Here is a 13,827-nt window from a genome sequence, read left to right on the forward strand (position 1 = left end):
GCCCTACTTCCCGGCGCCGCCCGGCAGGCCGGCCGCCCCGAGGCGGGTCGCTCCGCGCGAGCGCGCCCGCTGCTCCTCGAGCGCCTCGGCGAAGCTGGCCTCCCAGTCCTCGGCGACGTCGATGCCGAGGCGTCGCGCCTCCTCGACCGAGAGCTCCTTCGGGAAGCCGTGGGTGTCGGAGAGCCGGAACACCTCGGTGCCGGTCAGTGTCTGGCCCTCGTAGAGCGCGAGCGCGGCGAGTCCGCCCTCCAGCGTGCGGCGGAAGGCGTTCTCCTCCTTGACCAGCACGGCCACGACCTCGTCGCGGGAGGCCGCGACCTCGGGGTAGTCGGCCGCGTAGAGGTCGGCGATGACCGGCACGATCTCGCCGAAGAAGTTCTCGCTCAGGCCGAGCGACAGGGCGAGGCGGATGGCGCGGCGCAGCAGCCGGCGCATCACGTAGCCCTGCTCCTTGTTCGAGGGGCGCACGCCGTCGACCGCGAGGAAGGTCGCCCCGCGCAGGTGGTCGGCGATGATGCGCATCGCGGCCGTCTCGTCGTCGTAGGAGCGGCCGGTGAGCTCTTCGAGCTTTTGCACGATCGGCCAGAGCAGCGAGATGCGGAACACGTCGTCCGAGCCGAGCGAGGCCGCCGCGATGCGCTCCAACCCGCCGCCGAAGTCGACGTTGCGCTTCGCGAGCTCCTCGAAGGAGCCGTCGGCCAGCCGCTGGTACTGCATGAAGACCTGGTTGCCGATCTCCATGAACTGGCCGCCGTCGCTCGCCGGGTGGGCGAGGCCGTAGGAGGGGTCCTGCTTGTCGGCGCCGAAGTCGTAGAAGACCTCGCTGTCGGGGCCGCAGGGGTCGCCGATGGGCGTCGCCTCGAGCGAGCCGCCGCGCGACCACCAGTTCTCGCCGCCGTCGTAGAAGAAGATGCGCTCGCCGGGCTTCACGCCGCGGGCGTCGCCGTCGGCCTGCGAGCCGATCTCGGCGATTCCGTTCGAGACGCCCTTCTCGGCGAAGACCTGCGCCCAGATCGACGCGGCCTCGTCGTCGCGCGGGATGCCGTTTGCCTGGTCGCCGATGAAGCAGGTGACGTAGATGTTCTCGGGGTCAAGGCCCACGATCTCCGTCAGGAACGCGTAGAACTGCCGGATCTGAGTCTCTTTGAAGTAGTCGCCGAGCGACCAGTTGCCGAGCATCTCGAAGAAGGTGGTGTGCCGGTTGTCGCCGACGTCGTCGATGTCCTGGGCGCGCACGCAGGGCTGGGAGTCGACGAGGCGGTTGCCCGCCGGATGCGGCTCGCCGAGCAGGTACGGCAGCAGGGACTGCATGCCGCTGCCGTTGAAGAGCGTGCTGGTGTCACCCCGGGGCACGAGCGGGGCCCGCTCGATCACCGTGTGCCCGTTCGTCTCGAGGAAGGCGAGGTAGGAGTTGCGGATCTCGTGGGCGTCCATGCGACCAGCTTCCCACAGCGCCCAGGGCCGCGGGGGAGCGGCGGGACCCCCAGGCCGGGGGCGTTCCGGCGCCGCCTGCTCAGTGCGTGGGCAGGGACTGCAGCTGCGGCAGCTGCAGGGTGAGCCAGGGGCTGAACGCCCACGGGGTGAGCGCCACCGCGGTGCCGAGCTCGGCGGCGTCGGCCCAGTGCCACTCGGCCACCTCGTCCGGGTTCGGCCGGAGCGGCGAGGCGGCACGCGCCGTGAACACCGGGCAGATCTCGTTCTCCACGATGCCCGAGGCGTCGATGGCCAGGTAGCGGAAATCGGGCAGCGCGAGCTCGAGGGCCGTGATCTCGAGACCGAGCTCCTTCTCGGCCCGCCGCACCACCGCATCCGTCATCGACTCGCCCGGTGCGGGGTGACCGCAGAACGAGTTCGTCCAGACGCCCGGCCAGGTCAGCTTGCCGAGCGCCCGCCGGGTCACCAGGATGCGCCCCTCGTCGTCGAAGACGTGGCAGGAGAAGGCGAGGTGCAGCGGCGTGCTCTCGGTGTGCACCGCACTCTTGTCGGCCACTCCGATCGCGGCCCCGTCGTCGGAGAGCAGCACGACCTGTTCGTTCACTAGGGTCATTTAGCTATTCTCCTTTATTACAAGACAGCCATGTAAAGTCGAACCGTGGACACGCACGATCTGGTCGCGGTGTCGGAACGCCGGCAGCAGCACGTCGAACGGGTTCTGACGTCGTTCTTCAGCGACTCCCACTATCGCGCCCGGGCGCTGGGAGCGCCATACGCCGCCCTCTGGCAGACCCTCGAGCGCAACGCCTCGGGCGGCAAGCTGTTCCGGCCGCGCATGGTGATGGCGGCCTACGAGGCGCTCGGCGGCACCGACCTCGACGCGGCGGCCCACGTCGGGGCGGCGTTCGAGCTGCTGCACACCGCGCTGATCGTGCACGACGACGTGATCGACCGCGACTTCGTGCGCCGCGGCAACCCCAACGTCTCGGGCAGCTACCGCGACATCGCCACCACCGCGGGCATCCCGCTGCCGATCGCCGAGCACCGCGGCATGTCGGTCGCGGTGATCGCGGGAGACCTCGCGCTCTTCAACAGCTACCGGATGCTCGACCGCTCCGGCGCGGAGGGCGTCGTGCGCACCCGGCTGCACGACATCTTCGACGAGGCGATGTTCGTCTCGGCCGCCGGCGAGCTCTACGACGTCGACTTCTCCATCCGTGCCGAGCCGCCGACGGTCGACGAGATCGTCGACATGGAGCGGCTGAAGACGGCGGGCTACTCCTTCGAGGGTCCGCTGCAGGCGGGTGCCGTGCTGGCCGGGGCCTCGGGGGAGGCGGTCGACGCCCTCGGACAGTACGGCCGCAGCATCGGCATCGCCTACCAGATCGTCGACGACCTGCTCGGCGTCTTCGGCGACGAGGGCGACACCGGCAAGACCACGATGGGCGATCTGCGCGAAGGCAAGCGCACGGTGCTGCTCGCCCACGCGGTGACGCAGCCGGGCTGGGCCGCGGTCGAGACGCTCTTCGGCTCGCCCGAGCTGACCCCCGAAGGCGCCGACCGCATCCGCTCGGTGCTGGAGGAGGGCGGATCGCGCCGGTTCGCCGAGGCTCTCGCCCGCGACTTCGCCAACCGGGCCTGGGAGGCCCTCGTCACCGACGCCCTTCCCGAGGCCGTCCGCCAGGAGTTCCAGCCCGTGGTCGCCTCGGTGCTGGGGCGGGTACGCTGAGGCCATGACCGGGCCGAGCCTCTACGACCAGGTCGCGATGGAGACCGCGTCGGTCGTCATCCGGCGGTATTCCACGTCCTTCGGGCTGGCCTCGCGCCTGCTCGCTCCGACCGTGCGCCAGGACATCGAGAACATCTACGCCCTCGTGCGCCTCGCCGACGAGGTCGTCGACGGGGTCGCCGCCTCGGCCGAGCTCAGCACCGCCGAGATCACCGAGCGGCTCGACGCCCTCGAGCGCGAGACCTGCAGCGCGCTGCTCTGCGGCTACAGCACCAACCTCGTCGTGCACGCCTTCGTGCTCACCGCCCGCCGCACCGGCTTCGGCGACGAGCTCACCACGCCCTTCTTCCGCTCGATGCGGGCCGACATCTCGGCCAGCCGGCACACGCCCGAATCGTTCGCCGACTACGTCTACGGCTCCGCCGAGGTGGTGGGCCTGATGTGCCTCGCAGCCTTCCTGCGTGGCGAACAGGTGACTCCGGCCCAGCACGCGGTGCTCGTCGATGGCGGACGGCACCTCGGGGCGGCGTTCCAGAAGATCAACTTCCTGCGCGACCTCGCGGCGGACTTCGGCGCGCTCGGTCGCAGCTACTTCCCGGGGATCGACGTGACCACGTTCACGGAGGCCGAGAAGATCCGCATCATCGCCGACATCGACGACGACCTGCGCATCGCGCGAGCGAGCCTGCCCGGTCTGCCGACGAGCAGCCGCCGAGCGGTGGCGCTCGCCCAGAGCCTGTTCGAGGAGCTCACCGACCGGCTGCGCGCGACGCCTGCCCCGGTGCTCGCGACCTCGCGCATCCGGGTGCCGAACCCGGTCAAGGCGCGGCTCGCGCTGGCGGCGGCGGTGGGGCGGCTGCCCCGCGAGCGGGACACGACCACCACGGCCCCTGTGGCCACCGAGGGAGACACGACCACGTGACGGCGAAGACAGCACTCGTGATCGGCGGCGGCATCAGCGGACTCGCGAGCGCCGCCCTGCTGGCGCGCGACGGCTACACGGTGACCCTGCTCGAGAAGAACGACGAGCTCGGCGGCCGGGCGGGCACCTGGGAGAAGGACGGCTTCCACTTCGAGACCGGCCCCTCCTGGTACCTGATGCCCGAGGTGTTCGACCACTTCTTCAAGCTCTTCGGCACCACGGCCGAGGCCGAGCTCGAGCTGGTCAAGCTCGACCCGGGCTACCGCGTGTACTTCGAGGGCGAGGAGCAGCCGATCGACCTGCAGGCCGATCGTGCCAAGAACCTCGACCTCTTCGAGTCGCTGGAGCCGGGCTCCGGGGTGCGGATGGCCGGCTACCTCGACTCGGCCCAGCAGACCTACGAACTGGCCAAGGAGTACTTCCTCTACTCGACCTTCGAGAAGCTCGGGCCGGTGTTCACCGCCAAGCCGGTGCTGAAGCGTCTGCCGCGTCTGCTGCGGCTGCTGACCGAGCCGCTGAACTCCTTCGCGGGCCGCACCGTGAAGGACCCGCGGCTCGTGCAGGTGCTCGGCTACCCGGCCGTCTTCCTCGGCAGCTCGCCGTATGCCGCTCCGAGCATGTACCACCTGATGAGCCACCTCGACCTCGACGAGGGGGTGCTCTACCCGCAGGGCGGCATCACCACGGTGATCGCGGCGATCGAGCGGATCGCCCGCGCCGAGGGCGTCGAGATCGTCACGGGTGCCGACGTGAAGCGAATCGTCACCGCGGTCGACGGTGCAGCGGCCGACGTGCCCCAGCCGGTCGACGCCTTCGACTACGAGACGACCATGTATGACACCGACGTGATCGACCGCGATCAGCTCGCCCGCCTGCTGGCCGGCGAGGAGCCGGGCGGCGAGCCCGACCGCGAGGGCGACGTCGAGGAGAAGACCCCCGCCGCGGGGCGCCCGCACGTCGGCGGCGTGCACTACACCGACCGGGAGGGCCGCGCCCACTCGCTCGAGGCCGACATCGTGGTCTCGACCGCCGACCTCTGGCACACCGAGACGAGCATGCTGCTGCCCGAGCTGCAGACCTACCCCGAGTCGTACTGGGAGAAGCGCACCGCGGGCCCCAGTGCCCTGCTCGTGCTGCTCGGCGTCAAGGGCGAGCTGCCCGAGCTCGAGCACCACACCCTGTTCTTCACGAAGGACTGGAAGTCGAACTTCAGCAAGATCTTCGACGACCTCGAGGTGCCCGACCCGGCCTCGCTCTACGTCTGCAAGCCCAGCGCCACCGACCCCGGCGTCGCGCCCGAGGGCCACGAGAACCTCTTCGTGCTGGTGCCGCTGCCGCCCGACCCGTCGATCGGCAAGGGCGGTGTCGACGGCGCCGGCGACCCCCGCATCGAGCAGCTCGCCGACACCGTGATCGAGCAGATCGCCACCTGGGCGGGCGTTCCCGACCTCGCCGAGCGCGTGGTCGTGCGCCGCACCATCGGTCCGGCCGACTTCCTCGAGACCCTCAACGCCTGGCGCGGCACCGCCCTCGGCCCCGCGCACACACTGCGCCAGAGCGCCATGTTCCGCTCGCGCAACGTCAGCACCAAGGTCGACGGCCTCTACTACGCCGGCGGGTCGACGACGCCCGGCATCGGCCTGCCGATGTGCCTGATCAGCGCCGAGCTGGTGCTGAAGCGCCTGCACGGCGACACCACGACGACGGCTCTGCCCGAGCCGCTCGCGCTCTAGGGCGCGCCCGGCATGGGCATCCTGTACCTCGCCGCCCTGCTGGTGTCGCTCACCGGCATGGTCGTGCTCGACCGGCGGTTCCGGCTGTTCTTCTTCGACCGGCCCGGCCGGGCCGCGATCGTGCTCGTGGTCGGCGTGCTGTTCTTCGTCGTGTGGGACCTGTTCGGCATCGGCCTCGGCATCTTCTTCCGCGGCGAGACGTCGTTCATGACCGGGCTGCAGGTGGCGCCCGAGCTGCCGGTCGAGGAGCTGTTCTTCCTCACCCTGCTCTGCTACCTGACGATGAACGTGTTCCGGGGCGCGCAGCTCCTTCTCGAGCGGCGGAGGGCGTCATGACCTACTGGGCCCTGAACGCCGTGTTCCTCGGCGTGGTGGCGGTCGTGGCGGTGCTCGCCGCCGTGGTCGTGCGGCGCGCGCATCCGGATGCCCGCCGGGGCCTTCTGGGCGTGTTCGGTCTCACGGCCGGCCTGCTGCTCGTGCTCACGGCGCTGTTCGACAACGTGATGATCGCGATCGGCCTCGTGGGTTACGACGAGGGACGCATCTCGGGTGCGTTCATCGGCATCGCGCCGCTGGAGGACTTCGCCTACGCGCTCGCCGCGGCGGTGCTGCTGCCCTCGCTCTGGCTGCTGCTCGGCGCCAGGAGCCGCGCATGATCCGGCAGCTGCTGGTCTCGTCGCGCCCGCTGTCGTGGGTGAACACGGCCTTCCCGTTCGCGGCGGGTTACCTGATGACCACGCGCGAGATCGACCTCGTGTTCGTGCTCGGCACGATCTACTTCCTCGTCCCGTACAACCTCGCGATGTACGGCATCAACGACGTGTTCGACTACGAGTCCGACCTGCGGAACCCGCGGAAGGGCGGGGTCGAGGGCGCGGTGCTCGACCGGTCGCTGCACAAGGTCACGCTCTGGGCCGTGGCGATCACGAACATCCCGTTCCTCGTCTATCTCGTCGCGGTCGGGTCGCCGCTGTCGTGGCTGGTGCTCGCGGTCAGCGTCTTCGCCGTGATCGCGTACAGCATGAAGGGGCTGCGCTTCAAGGAGCGCCCCTTCCTCGACTCGCTCACCTCGTCGACGCACTTCGTCAGCCCGCTGGTCTACGGCCTGGTGCTGGCGGGGGCGGTGTTCACCCCGGCGCTCTGGGCGGTGCTCGGCGCCTTCTTCCTCTGGGGCGTCGCGAGCCACGCCTTCGGGGCGGTGCAGGACATCGTGGCCGACCGCGAGGGCGGCATCTCCTCGATCGCGACCGTCATCGGCGGGCGCGCGACCGTGCGCTTCGCGTTCGCCTGCTACGTGCTGGCCGGGCTTCTGCTGCTCGCCTCGGAGTGGCCGGGCCCGATCGCCGCGGTGCTCGCGCTGCCCTACGCGCTGAGCGTCGTGCCCTACTGGTCGGTGCGTGACGAGGATGCGGAGACCGCCAACAAGGGGTGGAAGCGCTTCCTCTGGTTCAACTTCCTCAGCGGTTTCGTGGTGACCATGCTGCTGATCTGGACCTGGGTGCTGCGTCCGTAGCACCCCCGGAGGTCTGCCTACACTTCTGTGATGGAACGCAGGCCCGCACGCGACCGGATCGGCGCCGCCCGTCTGCGCGTGCGCGGTGCGGCCGAGCGCCGGCCCCGGCTGCTGATCGGCATCGCCGCCGCCAGCGCGGCACTCGCCCTGGTGGCCACAGGGGTCTCGGTCTGGGCGGTCGCCTCCGAGCCGGCTCCTGAGCCGACGCTCGCCGCCGAGGGGCCCGGACCGTCGGGGCTCACCCTGCAGCGCCAGGCCGGCAGCCCCGAGCGCACGGTCGACTACAGCTTCGGCCACACCATCGATCGGGCGGTGCCGAGTCCGTCGGCCCGGCTGGACGCGAGCATGCGCCTGCCGTTCGAGCTCGGCGCCGACGCGGGGGCGTTCCGCATCCACCTCCGCAACTGGCAGTTCAACACGGAGGAGGTGTTCACCGACCCCGTCACGATCACGGGCATGGCGGTGGGCGAGCAGCTGGCCGCGCCCATCGGGGCGGGTGGAGCATCCGTCACCGGGCTCACCGGCCAGTTCGACGGGACGCCCGTCGGGGTCTCGGGCACGGTCAACCTGGCGGCGGAGGGCATCGTCACCGACTGGATCGAGCCCGACCGCTTCGAGCTCGACGCCCACACGAGCTACCTGCTGGCCCTGGGGTTCAGCACGCCGGCCGGCGCCACGCTCGCGACGACCCCGGGCGTCTCGTGGCTCGACACCGGCGGGGCGTCGCAGCGCTTCGCGGCGGCCGGCCCGGTCGGGCAGGCGGTGTCGCTCGGCTACTTCGACATCTGGATCGAGTACCAGGTCGACCCCGACGTGCCGGTGCTGGTGAGCATCGGCCACTCGCTGAACGCGCCGGGCAGCTACGACGAGGCCGCCTCGCCCACTCGGGGTCAGGCCACCGCGTGGCCGCAGCAGTGGGCCCTGTCGAACGACGCGGCCGCGGTCACCTTCGCCTCGCCAGGGGCGCAGACGCCCGTGTTCGCCCCCGGATCGGCGAAGTGGCAGGAGTACGGCGAGCTCGACCCCGACGTCGTGACGATCTGGACGGCGTCGAACGACATCGCGCACGGCCGCCCGCTGGCCGACATCCAGCGCGACTGGTCGGCGATCGTGGCCACGGTGAAGCGCACGTGGCCGGATGCGCGGGTGTACGCCCTGACGGAGCCGCCGCGCGATCTCGGCCCCGCCGAGGAGCGGACGCGGCTCGACTGGAACGCGTGGCTCGGGCTCGTGCCGCCCGGCATCGACCGGGTGATCGACGCGGACTACGCGCTGCGGGATCCGCTGCAGCCCTCGCTGCTGCGGCCCGACGTGGATGCGGACGGCATCCACTTCTCGGCGCGCGGCCACTCGATCATCGCGGGGCTCGTGCCGGTGCCGCGCCTCTGAGACCGGCTTCCGCCACCCGTTCACGGGGGACGGGTAGGGTGCCGGCGTGAGCACCTCAGCGCCCTCCGCGCCCGACGCCGCCGCACCCCTCGCCCGGCGGCTGGGGCTCGGCGACGCCGTCGTGATCGGGCTCGCCGCGATGATCGGCGCCGGCATCTTCTCGGCGCTCGCCCCCGCCGCGGGCGCCGCCGGGTCGCTGCTGCTCGTCGCGCTGCTGGTGGCCGCGGTCGTCGCGTACGCCAACGCGAGCTCGTCCGCCCAGCTCGCCGCCCAGTACCCGTCGGCCGGCGGCACCTACGTCTACGGACGCGAGCGGCTGGGGGAGTGGTGGGGCTTCGCCGCCGGCTGGTGCTTCGTGATCGGCAAGACCGCGAGCTGCGCGGCCATGGCGCTCGCCTTCGCGGCCTACGCCGTTCCGCCCGCGTGGCAGCGGCCGGTGGCGGCGCTCGCCGTGGTGGCGCTGGTCGCGGTCAACTCCTTCGGCATCACCCGCACCGCGCGGCTGGCGCGGGTGCTCGTGGTCGCGGTGCTGGCCGTGCTGGTGCTCGTGGCCGTGTCGGCGGTGCCGGCGCTGGTCGGCGGTGCGACGTCGGGCGGAGCGGGAGCGTCGGCCGGTGCATCCGTCGCCGTCGTTACCGATGCCTACGGCGTGCTGCAGGGCGCCGGCCTGCTCTTCTTCGCCTTCGCGGGGTACGCCCGTATCGCGACTCTGGGGGAGGAGGTGCGGAACCCCGCCCGCACCATCCCGCGCGCGATCGCCGTCGCCTTCGGCATCGCGCTCGTGCTCTACGCCGTGATCGCGGCGGTCGCCCTGGGTGCCCTCGGGCCGGTGGGGCTGGCGTCGTCGGTGGATCCGCTCGTGGCTGTGGTGCGCGCGAACGGGTGGGACTGGGCGGCACCGGTCGTGCGGGTCGGCGCCGCGCTCGCGTGCCTCGGGGCGCTGCTCGCGCTGGTGGCGGGCGTGGGCCGCACCGCGCTGGCGATGGCCAGGGAGGGCGATCTGCCGCGGGGGCTGGCTGCCGTGCATCCGCTCTACCGGGTGCCCCGGCGCGCCGAGCTCGTGCTGGGCGCGGTGGTGGTGCTGATCGTGCTGACCCTCGACCTGCGCGGGGCGATCGGCTTCTCGTCGTTCGGGGTGCTGCTCTACTACTTCGTGACGAACGCGGCGGCGTTCACCCAGGCTCCGGATGCGCGGCGGTACCCGCGCGCCCTCCAGGTGCTCGGCGCGGTGGGCTGCGCGGTGCTCGTGGTGACGCTGCCCGTGTCCTCGGTGGTCGCGGGCGCCGCGGTGGTGGCGGTGGGGCTGCTCGGCCGGCTCGTGGTGCGCGCGGTCGGGCGGAGTCGCGGGCACGTCGGCTGAGCCGCCTGCCGCCTGCCTCCTGCCCTGCCGCAGGGTCGGGGCCGGTCAGTCGGCGGGGAGCGCGGCCGCCAGGAAGGGCGCCGTGACGCTCTGCTCGGCGCGGGCGACCTCGCGCGGGGTGCCCTCGGCCATCACGCGGCCGCCGGCGTCTCCGGCGCCCGGGCCCAGGTCGATCACCCAGTCGGCCTGCGCCACCACCCGCATGTCGTGCTCCACCATGATCACGGTGTTGCCGCCGTCGACCAGCCGCTGCAGATGCTCCAGCAGGCGGTCGGTGTCGGCCGGGTGCAGGCCCGAGGTCGGCTCGTCGAGCAAGTACAGCGTGTCGCCGCGCTGCACCCGGCGGAGCTCGGAGGCGAGCTTCACCCGCTGCGCCTCACCGCCCGAGAGCTCGGTGGCCGGCTGCCCGAGGGCGACGTAGCCGAGCCCGACGTCGAGCAGGGCATCCAGGTGTCGCACCGCTTCGGGGTCGCCGGCGAACAGCTCGCGGGCCCGGGCGACGCTGAGCCCGAGCACCTCGGCGATGGTCGCGCCCTCGAACCGGATCTCGAGCGTCTCGCTGTTGTACCGGGCGCCGTGGCAGGTGCTGCAGGGCGCGTGCACGGTCGGCAGGAACAGCAGCTCGACCTCCATCGTGCCCTCGCCCTTGCACGTCGGGCACCGGCCGCTCGGCAGGTTGAACGAGAAGCGGCTCGCGGCGTACCGGCGCTTCTTCGCCTCGGGGGTCGCCGCGAAGAGCGAGCGGATGCGGTCGAACAGCCCCGTGTACGTCGCCACGTTCGATCGCGGCGTCCGGCCGATCGGCTTCTGGCTGACCTGCACGATCCGCCGCAGCCGCTCTGCCGGTCCGGAGGCGCGCCCCGCGGTGGCCACGGGCAACGGGGTGAGCAGCAGCGCGTCGGCGGGCGGATCCTCGACCGTCGTCTCGCCGCCGCCGCCGGCGCCGCCGTCCCGCTCGTCGACCTCGCTGGCCAGGCTCGCGCGCAGCAGCTCGGGCACCGCCTGGTTCACGAGCGTCGACTTGCCCGACCCCGAGACGCCGGTGACCGCGGTCAGGCAGCCCAGCGGGAACGACACCGACAGCCCCTCGATGTTGTTGCGGGTCACGTCGCTGAATGACATCCGGGTGCCGGTGTCGCGAGCGGCGGATTCCCGGGCCGGCGTTCCGGCGGCGCCGCCGTGCTCGGCGAAGAGGTAGCGGCGCGTGACCGACTCCTCGGCGCCCCGCAGGCCCTCGAGCTGGCCCGAGTAGACGACCCGTCCACCCGTCACTCCGGCACCCGGGCCGATGTCGACGATCCAGTCGGCCTCGCGGATGACGTCGAGCGAGTGCTCGACGAAGAACACGGTGTTCCCGCTGTCGCGCAGCCGGCGCAGGATGCCGAGCAGGGCGGTCGTGTCGGCCGGATGCAGCCCGGCCGAGGGCTCGTCGAGCACGAACACGACGCCGAACAGCTGCGAGAGCACCTGGGTGGCCAGTCGCATCCGCTGGAGCTCGCCGGAGGAGAGGGTGATCGTGGTGCGGTCGAGCGAGAGGTAGCCGAGGCCGAGGTCGGTGATGGGGGAGAGCCGGGCGAGCAGCTCGCCCACCAGCCGCTGGGCGGCGAGGCGCTTCTCGGGCGCCAGCGGTCCGGCACCCAGCGGCTCCCACCCGGGCGCCAGCGCGACGCCCATCAGCTGCGCCACCTCGTCGAGCGGCATCGCCGCGACGTCCGTGATGGCACGGCCCTCGAAGGTCACGGCCAGGGCCTCGGGCTTCAGCCGCCGCCCGCCGCAGCTCGGGCAGAGCACGCTCCTCATGAACGTCGACGCGCGCTCGCGCATCCGGGCGCTCTTGGAGTTCGCGAAGGTGTCGAGCACGTAGCGCCGCACGCCGAGGAAGGTGCTCATGTACCGCGGCGAGCGGCCGGCCGCGACCGCTTTGCGCACCTCGGCCGGCGAGCGGTCGGTGAAGATCGGCACCTGCGGCGACTCGTCGGTGAACAGTGCCCAGTCGCGCTGCTCCTCCGAGAGCTCCCGCCACGGCACGTCGACGTCGTAGCCGAGCGAGATCAGGCTGTCGCGCAGCTGCTTGCCGTGCCAGGCGGTGGGCCAGGCGGCCAGGGCGCCGTCACGGATGCTCAGCGAGTCGTCGGGCACCATCAGCTCCAGCGGCACGTCGAACGCCCGGCCGATGCCGTGGCAGGTGGGGCAGGCGCCCTGCACGGTGTTGGGCGAGAAGTCCTCGGCGAAGAGCATCGGCGCGCCGGGCGGATAGGTGCCCACCCGGGAGAAGAGCATGCGCACCACGCTGGAGATGGTGGTGGCGCTGCCGACGGTCGAGCGCGCGCTGCCTCCCGAGCGCTGCTGCGGCAGGGCGACGGCCGGCGGGAGCCCGTCGATCGAGTCGACGTCGGCCACGCCGACCTGGTCGATCAGGCGGCGGGCGTAGGGGGCGACCGACTCGAAGTAGCGGCGCTGGGCCTCGGCGTAGAGCGTGCCGAAGGCGAGCGAGCTCTTGCCCGACCCCGAGACGCCGGTGAAGGCCACAAGGGCGTCACGGGGAAGGTCGACGTCGACGTTCTGCAGATTGTGCTCGCGGGCGCCCCGCACCCGCACGAGATCGAGGGACGGTCGGGCGGCTCGGGCGTCGTGAGAGGTCATTGCCTCCAGTCTGGCCCCGAACCGCCCGGACACGGCTGACGCCCGCCCCCGGGAAGGGAACGGGCGTCAGTGGAGATGCGACCGGGAGGTCGGCCGGGGTCGTCAGGCGATCAGGTAGTCGTGCAGTGCCTCGTCGCGCAGCATGCCGAGCGCACGGCGCTGGATCTGGCGGGCGCGCTCGCGCGAGACGCCGAGCACGTCGCCGATCTGGTCGAACGACATGGGGTCCTCCCCGTCGAGACCGAAGCGCATGCAGACGACCCGGGCCTCGCGAGGAGGCAGGGTGGCCAGCGCGACCGAGAGGTCGTGGTGCTGCAGCGAGGCCGCGGCGGCATCGAACGGCTGGGCCTGGGTCGTGTCCTCGATCAGGTCGCCGAGCTCGGCGTCGTCGTCTCCGACGGGGGTGTGGATCGAGACGGTGTCGCGACCGTGGCGGATCAGCTCCTGCACCTTGGTGGGGGGCAGGTCGACCGCGGCGGCCACCTCGTCGATGGAGGGCTCGCGGCCCAGCTCGATCATCAGCCGGCGCTGCATGCGGGTGATCGAGGAGATCTTCTCCGAGGTGTGCACCGGGATGCGGATGATGCGGCCGCTGTCGGCGAGGGCACGGTTGATGGACTGCTTGATCCACCAGGAGCCGTAGGTCGAGAACTTGAAGCCGGCCTGGTAGTCGAACTTCTCGACGGCCCGCACGAGGCCGATGTTGCCCTCCTGGATCAGGTCGAGGAAGGGGAGGCCGCGCTCGAGGTAGCGCTTGGCGATCGAGACCACGAGGCGGAGGTTCGCCTGGATCAGCTGGCGCTTGGCGGCCTGGCCGTCGCGGGCCAGGTACTGCAGCTCGCGCTTCAGGGTGGCGTCGATGACCGGGTTCTCGGCCAGCTTCGCGTCGGCGATGACGCCGACCTCGATGCGACGGCCGAGGTCGACCTCGTCCTCGGCGGTGAGAAGGGCGGTGCGCCCGATCTGGCGCAGGTAGTCCTTCACGGGGTCTTCGGAAGCGCCTCGGATGTCGCTCAGCCGTGCCTGCGGCTCGGCCTCGTCGATCTCCGGTGCGGTCGTGACTGTTGAGCGTGACATCTTCATCTCCGTATCTACTTCGACTAC

At 71.8% G+C, this 13,827-nt stretch carries 12 protein-coding genes; 8 read left to right on the top strand and 4 right to left on the bottom strand.

Features of this window, described 5'->3' with window-relative positions:
- Positions 1-3: 3 nt before the first annotated feature.
- Positions 4-1,434 carry an alanine--tRNA ligase-related protein gene (locus tag HQQ85_RS08795; protein WP_173182144.1) on the bottom strand — a complete coding sequence of 477 codons (1,431 nt, stop codon included), beginning with the start codon at positions 1,432-1,434 and terminating at the stop codon, positions 4-6.
- Positions 1,435-1,513: 79 nt separating this feature from the next.
- Positions 1,514-2,047, bottom strand: coding sequence for an isopentenyl-diphosphate Delta-isomerase (gene idi / locus HQQ85_RS08800; RefSeq protein WP_173182145.1), 534 nt, complete (start codon positions 2,045-2,047; stop codon positions 1,514-1,516).
- 45 nt (positions 2,048-2,092) lie between these two features.
- On the opposite strand from idi, the gene HQQ85_RS08805 reads away from it, so the two are divergent.
- The 8 genes from HQQ85_RS08805 to HQQ85_RS08840 are packed head-to-tail and all read left to right on the top strand — an operon-like array spanning position 2,093 to position 10,080.
- A complete protein-coding gene (locus tag HQQ85_RS08805) occupies positions 2,093-3,163 on the top strand; it encodes a polyprenyl synthetase family protein (protein WP_371741823.1) in 1,071 nt (356 codons plus the stop codon).
- Positions 3,164-3,167: 4 nt separating this feature from the next.
- On the top strand, positions 3,168-4,085 hold the full coding sequence (locus HQQ85_RS21000; RefSeq protein WP_173182146.1) for a squalene/phytoene synthase family protein: 918 nt from the start codon (positions 3,168-3,170) through the stop codon (positions 4,083-4,085).
- Positions 4,082-5,818, top strand: a complete 1,737-nt coding sequence (crtI, locus tag HQQ85_RS21005; protein ID WP_173182147.1) for a phytoene desaturase family protein — start codon at positions 4,082-4,084, stop codon at positions 5,816-5,818. Before HQQ85_RS21000 ends, crtI begins: the two co-directional genes overlap by 4 nt.
- Before the next feature lie 12 nt (positions 5,819-5,830).
- Positions 5,831-6,154, top strand: coding sequence for a lycopene cyclase domain-containing protein (locus HQQ85_RS08820; RefSeq protein ID WP_173182148.1), 324 nt, complete (start codon positions 5,831-5,833; stop codon positions 6,152-6,154).
- Positions 6,151-6,474, top strand: coding sequence for a lycopene cyclase domain-containing protein (locus HQQ85_RS08825; protein ID WP_173182149.1), 324 nt, complete (start codon positions 6,151-6,153; stop codon positions 6,472-6,474). The genes HQQ85_RS08820 and HQQ85_RS08825 overlap by 4 nt, the downstream gene beginning before the upstream one ends.
- Complete coding sequence (locus tag HQQ85_RS08830) at positions 6,471-7,331, top strand: prenyltransferase (RefSeq protein WP_173182150.1); 861 nt, start codon at positions 6,471-6,473, stop codon at positions 7,329-7,331. Before HQQ85_RS08825 ends, HQQ85_RS08830 begins: the two co-directional genes overlap by 4 nt.
- 30 nt (positions 7,332-7,361) lie before the next feature.
- Positions 7,362-8,720 (top strand): SGNH/GDSL hydrolase family protein, encoded by a 1,359-nt coding sequence (locus HQQ85_RS08835; protein WP_173182151.1) that lies wholly within the window; start codon positions 7,362-7,364, stop codon positions 8,718-8,720.
- Between the two features lie 46 nt (positions 8,721-8,766).
- Positions 8,767-10,080 carry an APC family permease gene (locus HQQ85_RS08840; RefSeq protein ID WP_173182152.1) on the top strand — a complete coding sequence of 438 codons (1,314 nt, stop codon included), beginning with the start codon at positions 8,767-8,769 and terminating at the stop codon, positions 10,078-10,080.
- A 45-nt stretch (positions 10,081-10,125) separates the two neighbouring features.
- On the opposite strand, the gene HQQ85_RS08845 is transcribed toward HQQ85_RS08840, so the two are convergent.
- Positions 10,126-12,723, bottom strand: a complete 2,598-nt coding sequence (locus HQQ85_RS08845; RefSeq protein ID WP_173182153.1) for an excinuclease ABC subunit UvrA — start codon at positions 12,721-12,723, stop codon at positions 10,126-10,128.
- A 102-nt stretch (positions 12,724-12,825) separates the two neighbouring features.
- Positions 12,826-13,800, bottom strand: a complete 975-nt coding sequence (locus HQQ85_RS08850) for a sigma-70 family RNA polymerase sigma factor (RefSeq protein WP_173182154.1) — start codon at positions 13,798-13,800, stop codon at positions 12,826-12,828.
- Between the last annotated feature and the right edge of the window lie 27 nt (positions 13,801-13,827).

Origin of the sequence: Herbiconiux sp. VKM Ac-2851 (assembly GCF_013205105.1) — a bacterium.
In the GTDB taxonomy this organism is placed as follows: Bacteria; Actinomycetota; Actinomycetes; order Actinomycetales; family Microbacteriaceae; genus Herbiconiux; species Herbiconiux flava.